We start from the raw sequence: 21,311 nt of genomic DNA, 5'->3' as shown, positions 1-21,311 counted from the left end.
CGCGCGCGGCGCGTCACAGCATTCTTCCCGACGTAGACGCCTGCCGCGGCGACACAAGGTGTTGTGCTGAGCGGACATGTCGGCCACAAGGAGTAGTGTCCCGAGGGTAGACATTCCGTGACGACAGGTGCTCGGGAAAGGCGTGGAGGCAGGATGAAACTGATCGATCGGGTGTCGGCCATCAACTGGAATCGGGTTCCCGACGAAAAGGACGCCGAGGTCTGGGACCGGCTGACCGGCAACTTCTGGCTGCCGGAGAAGGTCCCGGTCTCCAACGACATTCCGTCGTGGAACACCCTGACCGCCGACGAGAAGCAACTGACCATGCGGGTCTTCACCGGCCTGACCCTGCTGGACACCATCCAGGGCACGGTCGGCGCGGTGAGCCTGATCCCGGACGCGCTCACCCCGCACGAAGAGGCGGTGCTCACCAACATCGCGTTCATGGAGTCGGTACACGCCAAGAGCTACAGCTCAATCTTCTCCACGCTGTGCTCCACGCGCGAGATCGACGAGGCGTTCCGCTGGTCGGAGGAGAACCGCAACCTCCAGCGCAAGGCCGAGATCGTGCTGGAGTACTACCGGGGCGACGATCCGCTCAAGCGCAAGGTCGCCTCCACGCTGCTGGAGAGCTTCCTGTTCTACTCCGGCTTCTACCTGCCCATGCACTGGTCGTCGCGGGCCAAGCTCACCAACACCGCCGACATGATCCGGCTGATCATCCGGGACGAAGCGGTCCACGGTTACTACATCGGCTACAAGTACCAGAAGGGCCTGGAGCAGGTCACCCAAGCCGAGCGCGACGAGCTCAAGAACTACACCTTCGAGCTGCTGTTCGAGCTCTACGACAACGAGGTCGACTACACCCAGGACCTCTACGACGAGGTCGGCCTCACCGAGGACGTGAAGAAGTTCCTGCGCTACAACGCCAACAAGGCGCTGATGAACCTCGGCTACGAGGGCCTGTTCCCCAAGGACGAAACCGAGGTGAACCCGGCCATCCTCTCGGCGCTTTCCCCCAACGCCGACGAGAACCACGACTTCTTCTCCGGCTCGGGCTCGAGCTACGTCATCGGCAAGGCCGTCAACACCGAGGACGAAGACTGGGAGTTCTGAACCATCAGTTATGGTGTGGGACAACGGGGCCCGGCAGCGATGCCGGGCCCTCGCCTTGTCTCCGATCGCCGACCCGGCGGCGAGGACTCTGCGCCACAGCTGTATTTCGATCCGAAGAGGGGGTTTCTCGATGTACCGACGACTGGCTCTGATCGCGGCGGTGCTGTTGACCGCTGCCGCGTGTCAGGACGACAGTCCGGCGGCGACTCCGCAGACCGGTGACGGATCCTTCTGGTCCACCGTGCCGCAGACCGACGACCAGCGTCTGGAAGTGCTGCGCCGCATGCGCGCGATGGACACCTGCGCGTTGCTGCCACGAGCCGAACTGGCCGAAGTCGGGCAATTGCGCACCGTCGGCACCGACGGGCTGAACTCGTGCCGGGCCGAACTCGACAGTTCGGAACGCTACAAGGGAAAATCCGTCCACTGGACCATGGCGGGACCGGCGCCGGAAGTGAAGAACGATCGAGGTACCACCGAGCGACTCGGCGACGTGACCATCACCTTGCTGGCGGACAAGGACACACTGAGCGCCGAACAGGCCGGGCAACTCGTCCAGCGCTCCTGTTCGGCCACCGCACGCTTCCCCTCCTTCGCCGCGATCGGCCTGGCGGTGGACACGCCCTTGGGGGTCGAGCCGTGCCCGATCGCCAAGTCACTGATCGCCACGGCGGTATCCGAATGGAAGCGGGAGCCACGACAGGGCAGCGCGGCGGAGACGATCACCACCGTGCTGACCGGCGCCGACCCCTGCGCGGTGCTGCCGCGGCTCGGCGTCACGGCGGACCCCGCGCGAGAGCGGGTCTCCAGCTGTACGTTCTCGTATCACGGCGACGAGATTCGTCTCGCTTACGAATACAGCGCGGAGTCGCTGGTCACCGCGGGCAGTCCGGCTTTCACCGTCGGCGACCGCACCGTCTACCGAGATGCCGCCGACGAACTGCGGTTCTACAACGTCGCGGTCGGACCGCCGCTCGCATCGGAGAACCGCGCTTCGCTCGGGCCGCGCCTACCCGCCATCTCGCTCACCGGCAAGGCTGACGCGGCCCTCGAAGATGTTGTGCGCCAAGTACTCACGCTCTTTCCGTAGGGCGATCGTCGAGCACACCGCGCCCTCAGATACCGAGGACCAGTTTGGCCGTCGTGAAGTAGATGATCAGACCGGTGGCGTCGACCAGGGTGGTGACCATCGGGGCGGAGACGACCGCGGGGTCGATGCGCAGCTTCTTGGCCAGCAGGGGCATGGTGCCGCCGATGGTGGCGGCCCAGCCGCAGATCAGGACCAGCGTGATCCCGACGACCAGAGCGATGCGCGGACCGACGAACAAGGCCCCGATCGCCAGGCCGACGGACGCCAGCAGTGAGCCCAGCACCAGACCTACCCGGCATTCCCGCCAGATCACCCGGAACAGGTCCGACACCCGGACCTCGCCGACCGCCACCGCACGCACGCAGGCGGTGGCGGCCTGCGCGCCCGCGTTGCCGCCCGCGCCGATCAGCAGCGGGATGAACAGCGCCAGATGCGCCGCCTGCTGCAAGGTGCCCTCGAAGAAGTCGGTCACGCTCACCGTGAGGGTCGCCGCGAACAGCAACAGCAGCAGCCACAGCGCGCGGTAGCGGGCCAGCTGGAACACCCCGGCGGCCATGTAGTGGCCTTCCCACGGCGCGGACCCCGCCTGCAACGCGACGTCCTCGCTGTCGGCAGCCTCGATCACCTCGACCGCGTCATCGATGGTCAGCAGGCCGACCAGCCGGTCCTCGCTGTCCACGACCGGCAGGTTGATGTCGTTGGTCTCGCGCATCAAGCGGGCGGCCTTCTCCGCGGCGTCGGTGGCGCGCGCGAAGGCGGGTTCGGTGACGACCAGCTCCGACACCATCGTCTCCGGCTTGCTGAGCACCAGTTCGCGCAGCTCGACGATGCCGGTCAGCCGCCTGCCCGCGTCGACGACGGGCAGCGTGTACACCGTCTCGGCGTTGCCGCCCTTGGCCCGCACCATGCCGAGCGCTTCGGCCACCGTGAGGTCACGCGGCAGCGCCACCACCTCCGGCGTCATGTACTGCCCCGCGGACCCCTCCGGGTAGCCGAGCAGGCTCGCGGTCATCCGCCGCTCGCGCGGGCTCAGCCCGGCCAGCGCCTTCTTGGCGACCTTGGCGGGCGCCTCGCGCAGCATTCGGGCGCGGTCGTCGGGCGCCATGCCCTCGACCAGGTCGCGGAAGCTCTGATCGCGCAGCCCCTGCAGGATCTGCTGCTGGTCCACCGGCTCGAGTTCCTCGAAGACGGCCAGCGCCAGGTCTTTGTCGAGCAGGCGGAACGCCATCCCGGCCCGCACGGCGTCCATCCGGGCGAGTTGATCGGCGATGACGTGCGGCGGGTGGTTGCCGAGCCAGTCCAGCGCGGCGTCCACGCGGCGGGTTTCGACGATGTCCTGGAGGGATTCGGACAGCGTCGGACGTACTTCGATGATGTCGGTCTGCGACATGAGAGGACCTCAGCACATGCGTGAGTGAACGGAGAGCTCGAAATTCACACCGCGGGCGCCGGCCCCTGCCGTCGCGACCTGACTAGGAATGCGAAGGGGCGGCGCCGCGCGGCCTTCGACTGGGAGGTTCGCTGCGCATCGCTACCCCACCTCCCTCTCGTCGCCGCCGCGGAACTCGGATATCCGCACCGTTCGGATCAACATCTCACGGACACGAAAATGTCCTCGTGCAGCTTACATCGCTTCGGAGACGATGATCACCTTACGACAGGGTGTTGTGACCGAAGCCGCTCCACACCGAGAGACCGCGACGCGACTCGTCCGCAGCGCAAGCGACGACCGCCGGGACGACCGGAACCGGGCGATGCCCTACGGAAGCCGGGCCGCACGGTATCGGCCGATGCGTTACCGCACGCGTCAGCCTGACCCCTTCGTAGTCCATCGGCCGCCGTAAAACAGGGTTATACGCAGTCGGCGTCGAACTGTTGCTCCCATGCTTGGGAACCGGGACAGTGTTTGCCAGGCAAGTGCCGAAACATCGGCGCCCGCAGGCACCAGTACAGCTCACGAAAGTTTCGAAGTGTCGACAGCCACCGCCCTGATCCGCCGTCGCGCGGTCGACTTCATGCGCGTTCCGCACGGAATCTGTTGCCGCTGAGGCAACGCGGCCCTCGTTTCCGACCGGAACCCGCACGGTCGTCCACCGCCGCATCGCTCCCGCTGTGGTGTCTCCGGACGCCGAGCGTCGAATCGCACGGCGTCTTCTCGTCTTCGAAAGAACAACAATGCCTTTCCCCCCCTCGTCCCGGCGCGTCGCCCGCGCTCTCTCCGCCGCCGTAGCGGTGCTCACCGGGCTGTCCGTGCTCACCGGCTGCGGCGAGTCCGCACCCGCCAAGACCGCGGACGGCAAGACCGTGCTGCGCTACCAAGGCTCCACCGGGCAGGTGAGCGCCTTCGAATTGGCCGACGACCTAGGCTATTTCAGCAAGGTCAGCCTGCATTGGGAAGGCGACACCACCAGTGGCCCCGCCAATATCCAGGCCGCGGCGACGAACCAAGTCGAGTTCGGCAGCGCGTTCAACGGCGCGGTGGTCAAGCTGATCGCGGGCGGCGCGAAGGTCACCTCCGTGCTCAGTTCCTATGGCGCGGACGAGCAGTCGTTCACCGGTTACTACGTGCGTGACGATTCCGGCATCAACTCGCCGCGCGATCTGATCGGCAAGAAGGTCGCGGTCAACACCCTCGGCGCGCACCACGAATTCATCACCAGGGAGTGGCTGCATCAGCAAGGCCTGACCGAGGACGAGATCAAGCAGGTGCAACTGATCGTCGTGCCGCCCGCCAACACCGAGGACGCACTGCGCAAGGGACAGGTCGACGTCGCGGCCTTGGGTAGCGTCTTCCGGGACACCGCCCTCCGGCGCGGCGGCATCCACCCGCTCTACACCGACAAAGCCATCTTCGGCACGTTCGACTACGGCACCTACGTCTTCCGCAACGACTACATCGCCAAGAATCCCGAAGCGGTGGAGGACTTCGTGCAGGGCACCGCACGCGCTATCCGCTGGCTCCAGGTGACGCCCCGCGAGCAGGTGCGCGAGCGGTTCACCCAGATCATCAACAAGCGCGGCCGCAACGAGAACACCAACTTGGTGCCGTACTGGCTCAGCTCCGGAATCCCGGTGCCGGGCGCGGTGGTCGCGGACAAGGAACTGCAGATCTGGATCGACTGGCTGGTGCGCAACGGCGAACTGCCGAACGGCAAGTTGAAGGCAGCGGATCTGTTCACCAACAAGTTCAACCCCTACGCCAACGGCAAGTACAAGCCGGAGGCCGGCCCGACCGGAGAGGTGGTGGCCGCGAAATGACCACGACGGCGACGAAACTGTCGCTCACCGGAGTGAGCAAGCAGTTCGCGGTGCGCGGCTCGCGCGAGCGATTCACCGCACTCGACGACATCTCGCTGGAGCTGCGCGAGGGCGAATTCCTGGTGCTGGTCGGGCCGAGTGGTTCGGGCAAGTCCACGCTGCTGGATCTGCTCGGCGGGCTGAGCAAGCCCAGCTCCGGTGAGATCCTGCTTGACGGCAAGCCGATCACCGGCCCCGGCCTGGATCGCGGCGTCGTCTTCCAGCAGTACGCGCTGCTGCCCTGGCGGACGGCCCGGGCCAACATCGAATTCGGACTGGAGGCCAAGGGTTTACGCCGCAAGGCGCGCCGCGAACTCGCCGAGCACTATCTGGAACTGGTCGGGCTCGCCGGCTTCGGCGACCGCTACCCGCACGAGCTGTCCGGCGGCATGAAACAGCGCGTCGCGATCGCGCGCAGTCTCGCGTTCGATCCAGAGGTGCTGCTGATGGACGAGCCGTTCGCCGCGCTCGACGCGCAGACCCGGGAGTCGTTGCAGGACGAACTGTTGCGCATCTGGCGTGCCACCGGCAAGACCGTCCTGTTCATCACCCACGGCATCGATGAGGCGGTGTACCTGGGCCAGCGGGTGGCCGTGCTGACCTCACGACCCGGCCGGATCAAGGCCATCGTCGACGTCGAGATCGACCGGGAAACCGACGACGACATCCGCTCCTCCGAACGCTTCCGGGATTACCGCCACGAGATCTGGACGCTGCTGCACAGCGAGGTCCAGCGGGCCGCGAGCCTGGAACTGAAGTCCTTGTCCGACCACACGGCCGACGTCGAATCCACCACCGAGAGGACGGCCAATGTCTAGTGCCATTCAGCTGAGCGAGCGGCCGGTACGGGAGAGCGCGGCCGCGCAGGCCCGGCCTGCCCAGGTGCGCAGGGCCGAGACCGCGCCCTCCGCCGGAACACAAGCCATCCGCGCGGTGAGCCGGTTGGCCTGGCGGGCGTTCAAACCGACCGTCGTCATCGCCCTGTTCCTGCTGCTGTGGCAGCTCGCCCCGACCCTCGGCCTGGTGGACGAGGTATTCCTGCCGCCGTTCTCGGTGGTCGCCCAGGCGTTCGCCGACCTGGTGGCGAGCGGGGAGATGTGGACCCACATCTCCGCGAGCCTGAACCGTTCGCTGGCCGGGTACTCGCTCGCGTTGGTAGCCGGCATTCCGGTGGGCATCGCGATCGCCTGGTACAAGCCGGTCGCGGACTTCCTGAACCCGATTCTCGAACTGTTCCGCAACACCGCGGCGCTGGCGTTGCTGCCGGTGTTCCTGCTGATCCTGGGCATCGGCGAGACCTCGAAGGTCGCCATCGTCGTCTACGCGAGCTTCTTCCCGATTCTGCTGAACACCATCACCGGCGTGCGCACCGTCGATCCGCTGCTCGTCAAATCGGCCGCCTCCCTCGGTTTCTCGCCGTTGCGGCTGTTCCAGAAGGTGATCCTGCCCGCGGCGCTGCCGTCCATCTTCACCGGCCTGCGGATGGCCGCCGCCAGCTCGATCCTCGTGCTGCTGGCCGCCGAGATGTTCGGAGCCAGGGCCGGTCTCGGCTATCTGATCACCGCCGCGCAGCAGAACTTCGCGATCCCGAACATGTACGCGGGCATCCTCGCCATCTCGCTGCTCGGCCTCGCCTTCAACGGCCTGCTGGTCGCCCTGGAACGCCGCCTGTCGCGGTGGCGCGCACCGGCGAACGCCTGATAACCATGCCCGCCCACCCCGCGCTCGGAAGGCAGTCGTCGTGCAGGCGCTGACCAAACGTCGCGTCGTCGACTTCATGCGCGTCTGCGGCAGCGCTTGTCGCCTTGCCGCAGACCCCGCATCTCCGGTTGCCGCCGGCCCGATCCTCTGATCCGAAATGAGTTCTTCCGATGACCGCTGTACACGAATCCCCCGTCTCGACCGCTACCGATGGCGCGGTGCACGTCGCTCCCGTCGCCGGGCACATCGGCGCCGAGATCTCCGGCGTCGATCTCCGTGAGTCGCTGACCGACCAGCAGGTCGAGGCCATCACCGACGCGCTGCACACCTACAAGGTGCTGTTCTTCCGCGATCAGCACATCGATCACGCACAGCAGATCGCCTTCTCCCGCCGCTTCGGCGCGGTCACGCCGTCGCACCCGTACGACGACGACGCGCCGACGGAGTACCCGGAGATCCTCGCGGTCGACAGCCGGCTGTACGAGAAGCGGTTCGGTGTGCGCAAGCACAGCTACACCAACCACTGGCACACCGATGTCTCCGCGCTGATCAACCCGCCCGCGGCCTCCATCCTGCGCGCCGAGATCGCCCCGGAGCGCGGCGGCGACACCGGCTGGACGAACCTCGTCGCCGCCTACGAGAACCTGCCCGAGTCGCTCAAGCGCTTCGCCGAAGGGCTGCGCGCCGAGCACCGCTTCGGCGGCAACAGGCCGGCCTGGAACTCCGACAGCGACTACGCGAAGAAGGTCGCGGCCGCGCCGCTGGTCACCGAGCACCCGGTCGTCCGGGTGCACCCGGTCACCGGTGAGCGGGCGCTGTTCGTCAACCCCGGCTTCACCACCCGGATCGTCGGGCTCACCCCGAACCAGAGCGACGCGGTGTTGAAGCTGCTGTTCGACGAGGTCACCCACCCCGCCTACACGGTCCGCTTCCGCTGGCAGAAGGGCAGCATCGCGTTCTGGGACAACCGGGTCACCGCGCACCTCGCCCCGAGCGATCTGGACCACCTCGATGTCACCCGGGTGCTGTACCGCACCACCCTCGAGGGCGACATCCCGGTCGGCGTCGACGGTGAGCCGTCGAAGTCCGTCGCCGGAGAGAAGTTCACCGGCGCGTAGGGAACGAACACGCGATCGGCCGGGCGCGCGAGCTCCCGGCCGATTTCGTGCGGTCACCGCACGCGAGCCGGAGCACTCGAACCGGAGACCGGCGCCCGGCCCCGCGCACCGGACTACAGATGCGCCTGCGGAAACCGATCCATCGTCTCCAGCACGGTCCGCTCCGCGTCCTCCCAGGTCGGGACGTGCCGCACCCACTCGGGGACCGGCTCCGACTGCGCGCCGAACAGCAATCGGTGCGGCACTACGTCACGCAGCGCACGGTGAACGTCGACGCGATCATCGATCATGTGCGTGATGCCGAGTTCGGCGCAGTGCGCCGCCTTGTCCGCCCGGGCACGGCAGAAGCGCACGTTCTCCCGGGCGATCCCGGTGCGGTTATAGAAGTCGTGGTGGTCGAGCCACTGGCGGGTGCGCTGCTCGATCCGCGGGCCACATTTGGAAATCACCCAGGCGCGCCCCTCGAACCGCCGGACCAGACGCGGCAATACCTCGAAAGCGCCCACGCTGGGCGGCGTGCGCAGCGCCTCCTCGAGCCCGCCGGAGAGAAACACCGTGTCCTCGTCCCCGGGCGCTAGAGCGGCCCCCTGGATGACCCGGCCGAAATCGACGCCGAGCCGAGGCTGCGTTTCTTTGTCCCGATGTCCTCTTTCCTCGTTCATACGTTTCCAGCGTGCGACATTCGCCCGCCTACCGCCAGCGAATTCTGTGGGTGCAGCCTTCCGGAAACATCGCGTGAATTCGATGCGTCGAGCGCCGAACAGTTGCCAGCGCGCGGCGCACTGGTAACAGTGAGATAGAGGCCGCGGCGCTCGCCGCGGCCGTTTCGGGTACACACGAAGGAGATATTCGTGCGCTTCGGCATCTTCGTCCCGCAGGGTTGGCGGCTCGATCTGGTGGGCATCGATCCGGCGGACCAATGGGGGGTGATGCGAGACCTCGCCCAGCGCGCCGATGCGAACCCGGTGTGGGAATCGCTGTGGGTGTACGACCACTTCCACACCGTTCCGGTGCCCACCGAGGAGGCGACGCACGAAGCGTGGTCGCTGATGTCGGCGTTCGCCGCGACCACCTCGCGTATCCGCCTGGGCCAGATGTGTACCGCGATCAGCTACCGCAACCCGGCCTACCTGGCCAAGGTGGCCGCGACGGTCGACCTGATCTCCGGCGGACGCGTCGAGATGGGCATCGGCGGTGGCTGGTACGAACACGAGTGGCGCGCCTACGGCTACGGATTCCCGTCCGCCGGCGAACGGCTGGGCCGCCTCGACGAAGGCGTGCAGATCTTCCGGCAGGCGTGGACCACCGGTTCGGCCACCCTCGACGGCAAGTACTACCAGGTGGACGGCGCGATCGTGCGCCCACTCCCCCTCCAGCAGGGCGGGATTCCGCTGTGGATCGCTGGTGGAGGCGAGAAGAAGACGCTGCGCATCGCGGCGAAATACGCCCAGTACACCAACTTCAGCGGCAATCCCGACGAGTTCACCCACAAGTCCGAGGTGCTGCGCGCGCACTGCGCTGACGTCGGCACCGACTTCGACGCGATCGTCCGCAGTTCCAACTTCAATGTCGTCATCGGTTCCACGCAGGCCGAAGTAGAGGATCGCCTGGAGGCGCTGAAAGCCCGCCTGACGCCCGTCATCGGCGCCGACGCGGCCAAGTCCTACTTCGAGCAGCTGTACAACAGCGGCGCCGCCACCGGCACCCCCGAGCAGATCGCCGAGAACCTGCGCCGGGTCCGCGATCTCGGCCTCGGCTACGCCATCTTCAACTTCCCCGAAGCCGCCTACGACACCTCCGGCATCGAACTCTTCGAACGCGAAGTGCTCCCGGCCCTGAGCTGACCACGCGGGGCAGGACTCACGAGCACCGAGCCTCCGTGATTCCTGCCCCGGGAAGGTCCGCCTACGCCCGAGCCCTCGCGACTCCTCCTCTCGGGAAGGTCCCCATCGGCCGAGCCGTCGGGACGCCTACCCCGGCGATATCCGCCAACAGCCGAGCCGTAGCGACTGCAGCTTCCTTTGAAGGCCGCCATTGCCGAGTCCCCACAACCCCGGCCCAGCCCTCAATAGCTCGATTCACCACTTACGCAACCACAACGGAGCGAGTCTTACGAGCGACCGTTCGCAGCGCCGCAGGCGCTGCCGAACAACACGACCTCACACCTTGCGGCCGACCGCGCTCCAGCAATTCACCTGCGAGTCGAGCCAAGACGGCGACTCGCCCTGCGGACGCCATTGATTGGTGACGACGATTCCCGGGTCCAATAGTTCCAACCCGGTGAAGAACCGGGCGAATTCGTCCCGCGTGCGCGTCTGGGCATAGACCCCGCTCTGCCGGTACACGTTGAGGGCGTCGGTCATCATCTCCGGTTCGAGGTCGGCGGTGATGTGCGAGACCACGAGGAACGATCCCGGCGCGAGTGCATCCATCAACGTCTCGACGATCCCGTAGGGGTTCTGCTCGTCGGTCAGGAAATGCAGCACGGCGACCAGGCTCAGCGCCACCGGGCGCTCCAGGTCCAGGGTCTCGCGGAGTTCGGGCGCGGACAGGATCGCCGCGGGGTCCTTCAGGTCGGCGTCGACGTACGCGGTGCGGCCCTCCGGCGTGCCGGTGAGCAGGGCGCGGGCATGGGTCAGCACGATCGGGTCGTTGTCCACGTAGACCACCCGCGCTTCGGGCGTCGGCGCCTGTGCCACCTGGTGCAGATTCGGCTCGGTGGGGATACCGGTGCCGACGTCGAGGAACTGCGTCACGCCCAACTCGGTCAGCGCGTTCACCGCACGGTGCATGAACGACCGGTTCTGCCGAGCCGCGACCCGGGTGGTGGGAAACGCCGCGATCACTTTCTCGGCCGCGTCCCGATCCACTTGATAGTGGTCTTTCCCACCCAGCACATAGTCGTATATTCGAGCGCTGCTCGGCACACTCGCGTCATGAATCGGCCTGAGCGGCTTCCCATTGCCGCCGAGATCGGTCATCGTCGTTCCCATCACTACCGGATCGCTTCTGCCCCAGCCTATTCCAGGCGCTGACGGCCTACCGCACGCGATGCGAGGAAGAGCGCAGGATGGGGTTGCGCTTCGAGCGTAGGCGAGCGCGCGATCTCAGCGGCCGCGGAATGCGAAAAAGGGCCCCTTCCGGAGGCCCCCGTTCGCAACCGAACTACAGCATGCAGGAGACGCAACCTTCGACTTCTGTTCCCTCCAGGGCCATCTGGCGCAGCCGGATGTAGTAGAGGGTCTTGATGCCCTTGCGCCAGGCGTAGATCTGGGCGCGGTTGAGATCGCGGGTGGTGGCGGAGTCCTTGAAGAACAACGTCAGCGACAGGCCCTGGTCCACGTGCTGGGTGGCCGCGGCGTAGGTGTCGATGATCTTCTCGTAGCCGATCTCGTAGGCATCCTCGTAGTACTCGAGGTTGTCGTTGGTCATGTAGGGCGCCGGATAGTAGACGCGCCCGATCTTGCCTTCCTTGCGGATCTCGATCTTCGACGCCACCGGGTGGATGGAGCTGGTGGAGTGGTTGATGTAGGAGATCGATCCGGTCGGCGGCACCGCCTGCAGGTTCTGGTTGTAGATGCCGTGCTCCATGACCGAGGCCTTCAGCTCGCGCCAGTCGTCCTGGGTCGGGATGTGCACGCCCGCGTCGGCGAACAGTCGCCGGACGCGCTCGGTCTTCGGCTCCCACACCTGATCGGTGTACTTGTCGAAGTACTCACCGCTGGCGTACTTCGATTCGGGGAAGCCGCCGAAGTACGTACCGCGCTCGATCGCGATCCGATTCGACGCCCGGATCGCGTGATAGACCACGGTGTAGAAGTAGATGTCGGTGAAGTCGATGCCCTCTTCGGACCCGTAGTGGACCCGTTCGCGCGCCAGGTAGCCGTGCAGATTCATCTGCCCGAGGCCGATGGCGTGGGAGAGGTTGTTGCCTTGCTCGATGGACGGCACCGAGTAGATGTGGGTCTGGTCCGACACCGCCGTCAACGCCCGGATGGCCACCTCGATGGTCTGCGCGAAATCGGGTGAGTCCATCGTCTTGGCGATGTTCAGCGACCCGAGGTTGCAGGAGATGTCCTTGCCCACCTTGGCGTAGGACAGATCGTCGTTGAACTCCGACGGCGTGGAGACCTGCAGGATCTCCGAGCACAGGTTGGAGTGGGTGATCTTGCCCGCGATCGGGTTTGCCCGGTTCACCGTGTCCTCGAACATGATGTACGGATAACCCGACTCGAACTGCAACTCGGCGATGGTCTGGAAGAACTCGCGCGCCTTGATCTTCGACTTGCGGATGCGCTTGTCGTCGACCATCTCGTAGTACTTCTCGGTGACGTCGATGTCGGCGAACGGCTTGCCGTAGATGCGTTCCACGTCGTACGGCGAGAACAGGTACATGTCCTCGTTCTTCTTGGCCAGCTCGAAGGTGATGTCCGGGATGACCACGCCCAGCGAGAGCGTCTTGATGCGGATCTTCTCGTCCGCGTTCTCCCGCTTGGTGTCCAGGAACCGGTAGATGTCCGGGTGGTGCGCGTGCAGGTAGACCGCGCCCGCGCCCTGCCGCGCGCCGAGCTGGTTGGCGTAGGAGAACGAGTCCTCGAGCAGCTTCATGATCGGGATGACGCCCGAGCTCTGGTTCTCGATCTTCTTGATCGGCGCACCGTGCTCGCGAATGTTGCTCAGCAGCAGCGCCACTCCGCCGCCGCGCTTGGACAGCTGCAACGCGGAGTTGATCGAGCGCCCGATCGACTCCATGTTGTCCTCGATGCGCAGCAGGAAGCACGACACCGGCTCGCCACGCTGCTTCTTGCCCGAGTTCAGGAAGGTCGGGGTGGCCGGCTGGAAACGGCCTTCGATGATCTCGTCGACCAGTTGGCCCGCCAGCGCCTCGTCACCGGCGGCGAGCGTGAGCGCGACCATGCACACCCGGTCCTCGAACCGCTCCAGGTAGCGCTTGCCGTCGAAGGTCTTCAGCGTGTACGAGGTGTAGTACTTGAACGCGCCGAGGAAGGTGGGGAACCGGAACTTCTTGGCGTAGGCCTGCTTGAACAGCTTCTTGATGAACGCGCGGCTGTACTGCTCGAGAACCTCGGCCTCGTAGTAGTTCTCCTCGATCAGGTAGTCCAGCTTCTCGTCCAGGTTGTGGAAGAAGACGGTGTTCTGATTGACGTGTTGCAAGAAGTACTGGTGGGCGGCCTCACGGTCCTTGTCGAACTGGATCTCCCCGTCCGGGCCGTACAGGTTCAGCATCGCGTTGAGGGCGTGGTAGTCGAGGACCTCGCCCGCCTCGCCGCCGCGGACCGGGGGCTGCTCTAAGCGAGCTGTCTTTCCGGCCGGTGCTGTCGTTGCTGTTGCCAAAACAATCCCAATCCCTCTCGGACGCGCTCGACGTCCTCAGCGGTTCCCATGAGTTCGAAGCGATACAGGTACGGCACCCCGCACTTGCGTGCGATGAGCTCGCCCGCGTAGCAAAAGGTGTCGCCGAAGTTCGTGTTGCCCGCCGCGATCACCCCGCGCAGCAACGCGCGGTTGTGCGGGTCGTTGAGGAACTTGGCGACCTGCCTCGGCACGAAGTCCTTGTCGGAACGATCGCCCCCCAGTACGTGCCGACCGCCCCCGTAGGTGGGGACGATCAGCACGTACGGATGGTCTACGCGCAGTGAGTCGGCGGTGTGCAGTGGTATGCGAGTCGCCGGGAGACCCAGCTTCTCGACGAAGCGATGCGTGTTCTCCGAAGCGCTGGAGAAGTAGACCAGCGCCGTCGTCTCCGACATGGTCGCCTTCCTCTTCTCTGGAGCGCCGTAGCGCTCGCCCTCGGATGAACCGGAAGCGGTGGAAGCGTCAGGCCGCCACGGTCGCGAGCGACTTGATGCGGTCGGGACGGAAGCCCGACCAGTGATCGTCCCCGGCCACCACGACCGGCGCCTGCAGGTACCCGAGTGCCATGACGAAGTCACGCGCCTCGTCGTTCTCCGAGATGTCGATGACCTCGTAGTCCACCCCGGCCTTGTCGAGGGCCTTGTAGGTGGCGTTGCACTGGACGCAAGCGGGCTTGGTGTACACGGTGACGGTCATTGATGTCCCTCTCTCCTTGTGCCTGATCCACAGCCTGTGATCCGTTGCAATTCACGATCCGACGTATGCTGCGCAAACTCCTGGATCCGAGCTCGAATCCCCTGATCAGCCACCTGTGGCCGACTCGTGCCGAGTGAGGTCTCTCGCCGTCTTCCAGTACCGAAGACACTACACCTAGTGGCCGACAGATTCCTACAACACGACATGTAGCGAGTCACATTGATGAAATTCCATCGAGAGAAGTACCAGTACGCTCGATTCCCCCCGACACGAAACAGTGGCGCAGATCACTCCCTGGCGCGTCAGCTTACTTTCAGCAAACTTTCCGGCAAACGAAGAGGGCCACCGCTGCGCCCCGCAGCGATGGCCCTCGTTCAGACCGGAGAAGGAGCTTACACCGACGCCAATTCGCCGCGCGTGGCCTCCACCAAGTCGCGCACCGTACCGGCCAGCTGGGTCAGCGCCTCGGCATCGTCACGCGGATGCGTGGCGCCGAACCGCTCGCCGATGACCCCGAAGTGCAGGTGCGCGGACTCGACCACCCGTGCGCCCGCCACGCCCAGCGCCTTGACCGCGTCGCCGTGCGCCCACTGGGCGGCGTTCGGGCTGATCGATGCGCTCACCACGGCGGTGGGCTTGCCCTTGATCGCTCCCGCGCCGTAGGGACGGGAAGCCCAGTCGATCGCGTTCTTCAGCACCGCCGACAGCGTGCCGTTGTATTCCGGGGTCACCACCAGCAGGCCGTCCGCCTCGGCGACCGCGTCGCGCAGCGCCTGAGCGGGCGCGGGAACGGAGCCGGGGACATCGATGTCCTCGTTGTAGAACGGGATGTCGGCGAGCCCTTCGTAGAGAGTGACCTCGACACCCTCCGGCGCGCTGTGCGCCGCGGCCTCGGCGAGCCGCCGGTTGACCGACGCGGCGCGCAGGCTGCCGACGAGTGCGAGAATGCGGGTCTGGCTCATGACGACTCCTGGTGTACTGATGAGGTGGTGTCCGTACGTTCACCACACACTAACCGGACCATGGTCCGATTACTTCCCGCGGAGCCTGCGTGAGCGCTGTGAACTACCCCACACCGGACGCGTCGGCCGATGGCGCCCCTCGGCTGCTCGACGTCGGCACGCCATTGCCGGGCACCTCGGAGCCCGCCGAGCGCGCCGACGCGGCGCGCAACCGTCAACTGCTCCTGGACGCGGCGCAGCAACTGGTGCGAGAGCACGGCGTCGACAGCCTCACCATGGACGCGCTGGCCAAACGCGCCGGGGTCGGCAAGGGCACGGTGTTCCGGCGGTTCGGAAGCAGATCCGGCCTGATGCTCGCGCTGCTGGACCACTCAGAGCGGAAGTACCAGGAGTCGTTCATCTTCGGGCCGCCGCCGCTCGGACCGGGCGCGCCCCCGGTGGAACGACTGGTCGCCTTCGGGCGGGCCCGGCTCCTGGACATCGAGGTGGCAGGCGAGCTACACCGCGCCGCCGAGCTCGGCGAGGCGAGCGAACGCTATTCCGGTGGGCCGTACGGACTACAGCGCGCGCACGTCGTGATGCTGTTGCGGCAGGCCGACGTGCCCGGCGAGGTCGCGCTGGTCGCCGACTGGCTGCTGGCGATGCTCGGCGCGGCGCTCGTCATGCACCAGATGCAAGTGCTCGGCTTCACCCGCGAGCAGATCGGCGACAACTGGGAGCGCGTCGTTCGGCGCGTCGTCGCCCGCTGAGCCGCCAGTAGACTCGGGCGCCATGGGGAACCTGCGTGCACAGATCATCAGTGAATTGGGCGTCCGGCCCACGATCGAACCGAAGGAAGAGATCCGCCGCCGGGTCGATTTCCTCAAGGACTATCTGAACGCGACTCCCGCACGAGGTTTCGTCCTCGGCATCAGCGGCGGACAGGACAGCGCTCTCGCGGGCCGGTTGTGCCAGCTCGCGGCCGAAGAACTGCGCGCGGACAGCGTGGACGCGACCTTCCTCGCCGTGCGGTTGCCCTACGGCGTCCAGGCCGACGAGGCCGACGCGCGCACCGCCCTGACGTTCATCCGGCCCGACCGGCAGGTCGTGGTCAACGTCCGGCCCAGCGCGAACGCCGCGGCCGCCGAGGCGGCGTCCGCCTTGCAGGTCCACCAGCTGCGTGACTTCGTGCGCGGCAACATCAAAGCGCGCGAACGCATGGTGATCCAGTACGCGCTGGCCGGGCAGGAGAATCTGCTCGTGGTCGGCACCGACCACGCGGCCGAGGCGGTCACCGGATTCTTCACCAAGTACGGCGACGGCGGCGTCGACCTGACCCCGCTCACCGGTCTGACCAAGCGCCAGGGCGCCGCCCTGCTCCAGGAACTCGGCGCGCCCCCCAGCATCTGGTCCAAGGTGCCCACCGCCGATCTGGAAGACGACCGGCCCGCCCTGCCCGACGAGGAAGCGCTCGGTCTGCGCTACAGCGAGATCGACGACTACCTGGAGGGCAAGGAGGTGACCCCCGAGGTCGCCGAACGGCTGGAGGGCATCTTCCACAACACCCGTCACAAGCGCACCGTCCCGGTGACGCCGCTGGACACCTGGTGGCGCTAGCCCTTCGGGGGACCTCGGCGTCCGGCGAGGAGCGCCGCCGTGCAGCGTGCCGTCGCTCACGAAAACCGCGCACCTCATCGACACCTGGCACAGCTGGTCGTGGCGGCGCTGGATGTGAACGCGCCGCCTAGCCGCCCGCGAAGGGTGGCAGGACGTCGACGCGCGGGCTCAGCGCGACCGCGGGATCTCGGGTGAGTTCGTCACCGACCAGGTAGGCGCACACCGACAACATCTTGTCCAGGTCCGGGCCGTAGGCCGCCGCCAGGGTCGCGCGCAGGTCGGCCACCGTCGCTCCGGCCGGGAGGTCGAGCGTCTCGCCGTCCTTGCCGACGGCGTCGGCGATCGCGGCGAAGTAGCGGATCTCAACCACCGATGGCTCCCATCGTCCGCTCCGGCGGGACGAAGCCCTCGGCGTCGATGCCGTGACCGGCCCACTTGTTCCACATCGCACCGCGCCAGAGCGTCGCGAGCTCCTCGTCGTCGGCGCCGGAGCGCAGTGCCTGACGCAGGTCGAATTCCTGGTCGCTGAACAGGCAGGAGCGCAGCATGCCGTCCGCGGTGAGCCGGGTGCGGTCGCAGGTGTCGCAGAACTTCCTGGTCACCGTGGCGATGATGCCCACGGTGCCGGGGCCGCCGTCGACCAGCCACTTCTCCGCGGGCGCCGACGGATCGGGGCGGCCCACCTCGTCGAGGGAGAACCGGGCGCCGAGCACGTCGAGCAGTTCGGCGGCGGTGACCATGTTGGCGCGGGCCCACTCGTGGTCGGCGTCCAGCGGCATCTCCTCGATGAAACGCAACTCACAGCCCTCGTCCAGGCACCAGCGCAGCAGATCGGGCGCGCCGGAGAGGGTCTCCCGCATCAGGACGGCGTTGACCTTCACCGGGGCCAGCCCGGCGGCGCGGGCGGCGCGGATGCCCGCGAACACCGATTCGAGGCGGTCGCGGCGCGTCAACCGCGCGAAACCGGCCCGATCCACAGTGTCCAGCGAGACGTTCACCCGGTGCAGACCGGCGGCGGCGAGGCCGATCGCGCGGTGCTCGAGCCCGATGCCGTTGGTCGTCATGGCCAGCGGGATGTGCGGCACCTCGGCATGACAGCCCGAGATGATCTGTTCCAGGTCGCGGCGCATCAGCGGCTCGCCCCCGGTGAAGCGGACCTCGCGCACCCCCAGCTCCAGCACCGCGAGGCGCACCAGCCGGACGATCTCGTCCACCGTGAGCAGTTCGTGCCGGGGAATCTCCGGCAGCCCCTCCTCCGGCATGCAATAGGTACAGCGCAGCGAACACTTCTCGGTGATGGACACACGTAGGTCGCGGGCGACGCGTCCGAAACGATCCAGCAAATAGGGGGTGTCGGGACGGCCGGCGAGCGAGGGACGCCCGGAACGCACGGCCGGAATCCCGATCTCGACCAGAGTCACACGTCCATTATGACCGCCTGCCCCAATTCGTCTGCGGGCGGAATGCTCGATTTCGGCTCACTTCGGCCGCGGACAGGCGGTGAGGCCTCGCCACGGCGTCCGGCGACCTGCGCATGGCGGCAGAGGCGGAGAACCGCCCCGACCGGGCGTTAGGCGTACCTCCGCCTTCGCTCCGGCCATGCGCAGGCTGAGGACGGATTACGTCCGACCGCACCCATTAGGCTGACTCGCATGAACCCTCGGCCCGCCGGCGTCTCGGCCAGGCCCGTCGACGACTATCGCGACAGCATCGAACAGCTGCTGCGGCCACTGGCCGCGCGCGCGGTCGAGTCCGTCGCGGTGCCGCGGGCGCTGGGCAGGCAGCTGGCCGAAGACGTCCGTTCGCCGATCGATCTGCCGGTGTTCCGCAACTCCGCGATGGACGGGTACGCGGTGCGCGCCGAATCGGTGCTGGTCGCGCCGGTCACCCTGCCTTTGGCAGGCGTCGTCGCGGCGGGAGCCGCCGGCCGCGCGCCGCTGCCGCCCGGTGCGGCGATGAAGGTGATGACCGGCGCGCCGATCCCGCCCGGCGCGGACTGCGTGGTGCCGGTGGAGGACACCCACGTCGGCGACGGCACGGTGACCATCGAGCGCGGACGCAGCGCGGGGGAATTCGTGCGGGAACCCGGCACGGACGTCCGGACCGGTGACCTGCTCGCACGGGCGGGCACCACGCTCGCGCCCCGGCATGTCGCCGCCCTGGCCGCGGTCGGGCTGTCCGCGGTGGCGGTCTTCCGCGCGGTGCGCGGCGCGGTGATCACCACCGGCGACGAGCTGGTCGCGGCCGGAAAGCCGCTGCGCCCCGGCCAGATCTACAACTCCAACGGCGTCGCCCTCGCCGCGGCGCTCACCGCGAACGGCGTCGAGGTCGTCTCGGTGGCGCACAGTACCGACGATCCGGCGCGTTTCCGCGGGCTGCTGTCGGACGCGATGGAGCGCGCCGATGTGGTGTTCACCTCCGGTGGTGTGTCCAAGGGCGACTTCGAGGTGGTCAAGGACGTGCTCGAACCGATGGGCGGACGGTTCGGCTCGGTCGCGATGCAACCGGGCGGCCCGCAAGGGCTGACCGTCGTCGACGGGGTGCCGGTGCTCAGTTTCCCCGGCAACCCCGTCAGCACGATGGTGTCGTTCGAGGTGTTCGCCCGCCCGATCCTGCGGCGCCTCGCCGGTCTGCCCGAGGTGGACACCTACGAGCTTCCCTTGTTCAACGCCGTGCCGCGCTCGCCGGAGGGCAAGCGTCAGTTCCTGCGGGGGAGGCTGATCCGTGGGCGCTCGAGTGAGTCGTCCGCGTCCGGACGGCCGCGTGCGGTCGAGGTGGTGTCCGGTCCGGGCTCGCATCTCGTGGCGGCCATGGCGAAAGCCGACGTGCTGATCGATGTGCCCGCCGAGGTCACCGCTCTGCCCGCGGGCGCAGTTGTGCGAGTGTGGACCTTATGAGCGAGTTGTCCCATGTCGACCACGAAGGTCGCGCCCGCATGGTCGATGTGAGCGCGAAGAGCGAGACCACCCGGATCGCCGTCGCGGCAGGCGAGTTGCGCACCACGGCCGAGGTGGTCGCGCTGGTACGGGCCGACGACATGCCGAAGGCGGACGTGCTGTCCACCGCCCGCATCGCGGGCATCGCGGGGGCGAAGAAGACCTCCGAGTTGATCCCGCTGTGCCATCAGCTGGCGCTGTCGTCGGTGCGGGTGGAGTTCGGTTTCACCGACACCGCCATCACCATCGAGGCCACCGCGAAGACCAAGGGTCCGACGGGTGTCGAGATGGAGGCGCTCACCGCCGTCGCGGTCGCGGGTCTCACCCTGCACGACATGGTGAAGGCGGTCGACCCCGCGGCAGTACTCACCGGCGTGCGCCTGCTGGCCAAAGAAGGCGGCAAACACGGTCATTGGGAGCGCCCCGCCGACGCGGCCTCGGACGAGAGCGAGGACGAGCCGGTCACCGCCGACTACGCCGAGCCCGAATTCGACGAGGAGGAACGCTCGGCCGTGGTGCTGGTCGCGTCGACCGGGGTCGCGGCGGGCACCCGCGTCGACACCACCGGTCCGGTGCTCGTGGACTGGCTGTCCGGCCTCGGCTTCTCGGTGCGGGGCCCGCTGGTCTACGCCGACGCCGAGATCGAATTCGGGCTTGCCGACGCGCTGCGCTTCGAACCCGCACTCGTCATCAGCACCGGTGGGACCGGAGCCTCCCCCACCGACGCCACCCCGGAGGCCACCCTCGCCTTGCTCGATCGCGAACTACCCGGTGTGGCGGAGGCGATCCGGCAGCGCGGCACCGCGAAGTTCCCGCTGGCGGCGCTGAGCCGCGGCGTGGCGGGACTCGCGGGACACTCGGTGATCGTGAATCTGCCCGGGTCGCCGGGCGGCGTGAAAGACGGCATCGCGGTGCTGGAACCGCTGCTGGATCATCTGCTCGCACAAGTCGCCGGAGGTGGAAGTCATGACAACGGCTGAGGCTACGGTCCGGCTCGCCCGGATCAGCGACCAGCCGCTGGACCCAGCGGAGGTCGAGGAGGCGGTATCCGGATCGCATTACGGCGCTGTCGTGGTGTTCACCGGGAAAGTCCGCGACCACGATGGCGGACAAGCCGTTTCGGCCCTGGAATACTCCGCGCACCCGCAGGCGGAGCGGTTCCTGCACACCGTCTGCGCCGAACTCGCCGCCACGCACGGCCTGCCGGTCGCGGCCGTGCACCGCGTCGGCTCGCTCGACATCGGTGACCGCGCGATCGTCGTCGCGGTGGCGGCGGCGCATCGCGGCGCGGCGTTCGCGGCGTGCGCGGAACTGGTGGACCGGATCAAACACGAAGTTCCGATCTGGAAGCGCCAGCTGTTCGCCGACGGACTGTCGGAATGGGTGAACGCCTGCGGGTGATCTGACCGTGACGTGAATCTCA

The 21,311-nt window shown here is 67.3% G+C and carries 21 protein-coding genes; 12 read left to right on the top strand and 9 right to left on the bottom strand.

Translation table 11 applies throughout. The annotated features are described in order from the left end of the window. The first annotated feature begins 153 nt into the window (after positions 1–153). Positions 154–1,116 (top strand): class 1b ribonucleoside-diphosphate reductase subunit beta, encoded by a 963-nt coding sequence (gene nrdF, locus ACFV2O_RS21545; protein WP_355078753.1) that lies wholly within the window; start codon positions 154–156, stop codon positions 1,114–1,116. 130 nt (positions 1,117–1,246) lie between these two features. Beyond that, positions 1,247–2,206 (top strand): hypothetical protein, encoded by a 960-nt coding sequence (locus ACFV2O_RS21540; protein ID WP_379253319.1) that lies wholly within the window; start codon positions 1,247–1,249, stop codon positions 2,204–2,206. 25 nt (positions 2,207–2,231) lie between these two features. Here the strand turns inward: ACFV2O_RS21540 and mgtE are convergent, their stop codons facing one another. After that, positions 2,232–3,596 (bottom strand): magnesium transporter, encoded by a 1,365-nt coding sequence (gene mgtE, locus ACFV2O_RS21535; protein ID WP_355078750.1) that lies wholly within the window; start codon positions 3,594–3,596, stop codon positions 2,232–2,234. Positions 3,597–4,381: 785 nt separating this feature from the next. Between mgtE and ACFV2O_RS21530 the strand changes: the two genes are divergently transcribed. From ACFV2O_RS21530 to ACFV2O_RS21515, 4 genes are all read left to right on the top strand, one after another. Next, positions 4,382–5,464: an ABC transporter substrate-binding protein gene (locus ACFV2O_RS21530; protein ID WP_379253318.1), complete on the top strand. Its 1,083-nt coding sequence runs from the start codon at positions 4,382–4,384 to the stop codon at positions 5,462–5,464. Further along, a complete protein-coding gene (locus tag ACFV2O_RS21525) occupies positions 5,461–6,321 on the top strand; it encodes an ABC transporter ATP-binding protein (protein ID WP_379253317.1) in 861 nt (286 codons plus the stop codon). Before ACFV2O_RS21530 ends, ACFV2O_RS21525 begins: the two co-directional genes overlap by 4 nt. Continuing rightward, on the top strand, positions 6,314–7,204 hold the full coding sequence (locus ACFV2O_RS21520) for an ABC transporter permease (protein ID WP_379253315.1): 891 nt from the start codon (positions 6,314–6,316) through the stop codon (positions 7,202–7,204). The genes ACFV2O_RS21525 and ACFV2O_RS21520 overlap by 8 nt, the downstream gene beginning before the upstream one ends. Before the next feature lie 170 nt (positions 7,205–7,374). Further along, the gene (locus ACFV2O_RS21515) at positions 7,375–8,322 is read left to right on the top strand and encodes a TauD/TfdA family dioxygenase (protein ID WP_355078746.1); all 948 of its coding nucleotides are present in this window, start codon (positions 7,375–7,377) and stop codon (positions 8,320–8,322) included. Between the two features lie 113 nt (positions 8,323–8,435). Here ACFV2O_RS21515 and ACFV2O_RS21510 read toward each other — a convergent pair whose 3' ends face one another. Then, positions 8,436–8,984, bottom strand: a complete 549-nt coding sequence (locus ACFV2O_RS21510; RefSeq protein ID WP_379253314.1) for a hypothetical protein — start codon at positions 8,982–8,984, stop codon at positions 8,436–8,438. Positions 8,985–9,173: 189 nt separating this feature from the next. Here ACFV2O_RS21510 and ACFV2O_RS21505 point away from each other — a divergent pair, with 189 nt between their 5' ends. After that, the gene (locus tag ACFV2O_RS21505) at positions 9,174–10,166 is read left to right on the top strand and encodes an LLM class F420-dependent oxidoreductase (protein WP_355078744.1); all 993 of its coding nucleotides are present in this window, start codon (positions 9,174–9,176) and stop codon (positions 10,164–10,166) included. 315 nt (positions 10,167–10,481) lie between these two features. On the opposite strand, the gene ACFV2O_RS21500 is transcribed toward ACFV2O_RS21505, so the two are convergent. The 5 genes from ACFV2O_RS21500 to ACFV2O_RS21480 all read right to left on the bottom strand — a co-directional run bounded on the left by ACFV2O_RS21500 (position 10,482) and on the right by ACFV2O_RS21480 (position 15,356). Continuing rightward, positions 10,482–11,303 carry an SAM-dependent methyltransferase gene (locus ACFV2O_RS21500; RefSeq protein ID WP_379253313.1) on the bottom strand — a complete coding sequence of 274 codons (822 nt, stop codon included), beginning with the start codon at positions 11,301–11,303 and terminating at the stop codon, positions 10,482–10,484. Between the two features lie 184 nt (positions 11,304–11,487). Next, entirely contained in the window at positions 11,488–13,569 is a 2,082-nt protein-coding gene (gene nrdE, locus ACFV2O_RS21495; protein ID WP_355078830.1) for a class 1b ribonucleoside-diphosphate reductase subunit alpha, read from the bottom strand. A 62-nt stretch (positions 13,570–13,631) separates the two neighbouring features. Continuing rightward, positions 13,632–14,093: a class Ib ribonucleoside-diphosphate reductase assembly flavoprotein NrdI gene (gene nrdI / locus ACFV2O_RS21490; protein WP_355078742.1), complete on the bottom strand. Its 462-nt coding sequence runs from the start codon at positions 14,091–14,093 to the stop codon at positions 13,632–13,634. A 67-nt stretch (positions 14,094–14,160) separates the two neighbouring features. After that, positions 14,161–14,394 carry a glutaredoxin-like protein NrdH gene (nrdH, locus tag ACFV2O_RS21485; protein WP_043729459.1) on the bottom strand — a complete coding sequence of 78 codons (234 nt, stop codon included), beginning with the start codon at positions 14,392–14,394 and terminating at the stop codon, positions 14,161–14,163. A gap of 392 nt (positions 14,395–14,786) precedes the next feature. After that, positions 14,787–15,356 (bottom strand): NAD(P)H-dependent oxidoreductase, encoded by a 570-nt coding sequence (locus tag ACFV2O_RS21480; protein ID WP_379253312.1) that lies wholly within the window; start codon positions 15,354–15,356, stop codon positions 14,787–14,789. 143 nt (positions 15,357–15,499) lie between these two features. Between ACFV2O_RS21480 and ACFV2O_RS21475 the strand changes: the two genes are divergently transcribed. Next, entirely contained in the window at positions 15,500–16,105 is a 606-nt protein-coding gene (locus tag ACFV2O_RS21475) for a TetR/AcrR family transcriptional regulator (protein ID WP_379253387.1), read from the top strand. 22 nt (positions 16,106–16,127) lie between these two features. Then, on the top strand, positions 16,128–16,952 hold the full coding sequence (gene nadE, locus ACFV2O_RS21470; protein WP_379253311.1) for an ammonia-dependent NAD(+) synthetase: 825 nt from the start codon (positions 16,128–16,130) through the stop codon (positions 16,950–16,952). A 127-nt stretch (positions 16,953–17,079) separates the two neighbouring features. Here nadE and ACFV2O_RS21465 read toward each other — a convergent pair whose 3' ends face one another. Next, on the bottom strand, positions 17,080–17,322 hold the full coding sequence (locus tag ACFV2O_RS21465; RefSeq protein WP_356961082.1) for a MoaD/ThiS family protein: 243 nt from the start codon (positions 17,320–17,322) through the stop codon (positions 17,080–17,082). Further along, positions 17,315–18,373 (bottom strand): GTP 3',8-cyclase MoaA, encoded by a 1,059-nt coding sequence (moaA, locus tag ACFV2O_RS21460; RefSeq protein ID WP_379253309.1) that lies wholly within the window; start codon positions 18,371–18,373, stop codon positions 17,315–17,317. The genes ACFV2O_RS21465 and moaA overlap by 8 nt, the downstream gene beginning before the upstream one ends. A gap of 231 nt (positions 18,374–18,604) precedes the next feature. On the opposite strand from moaA, the gene glp reads away from it, so the two are divergent. Genes glp through ACFV2O_RS21445 form a run of 3 tightly spaced genes read left to right on the top strand, consistent with a single transcriptional unit; the run spans position 18,605 to position 21,289 of the window. Then, positions 18,605–19,849 (top strand): gephyrin-like molybdotransferase Glp, encoded by a 1,245-nt coding sequence (gene glp / locus ACFV2O_RS21455; protein WP_379253308.1) that lies wholly within the window; start codon positions 18,605–18,607, stop codon positions 19,847–19,849. After that, positions 19,846–20,868: a bifunctional molybdenum cofactor biosynthesis protein MoaC/MoaB gene (moaCB, locus tag ACFV2O_RS21450; protein ID WP_379253307.1), complete on the top strand. Its 1,023-nt coding sequence runs from the start codon at positions 19,846–19,848 to the stop codon at positions 20,866–20,868. The genes glp and moaCB overlap by 4 nt, the downstream gene beginning before the upstream one ends. Further along, on the top strand, positions 20,855–21,289 hold the full coding sequence (locus ACFV2O_RS21445) for a molybdenum cofactor biosynthesis protein MoaE (RefSeq protein ID WP_355077707.1): 435 nt from the start codon (positions 20,855–20,857) through the stop codon (positions 21,287–21,289). Before moaCB ends, ACFV2O_RS21445 begins: the two co-directional genes overlap by 14 nt. Positions 21,290–21,311: the final 22 nt, after the last annotated feature.

The sequence above is a fragment of the Nocardia sp. NPDC059691 genome, assembly GCF_042733915.1.
Lineage (GTDB): Bacteria > Actinomycetota > Actinomycetes > Mycobacteriales > Mycobacteriaceae > Nocardia > Nocardia sichangensis.
Note: the sequence above shows the minus strand (reverse complement) of the source record. Positions and strands in the feature narration are given on the sequence as shown.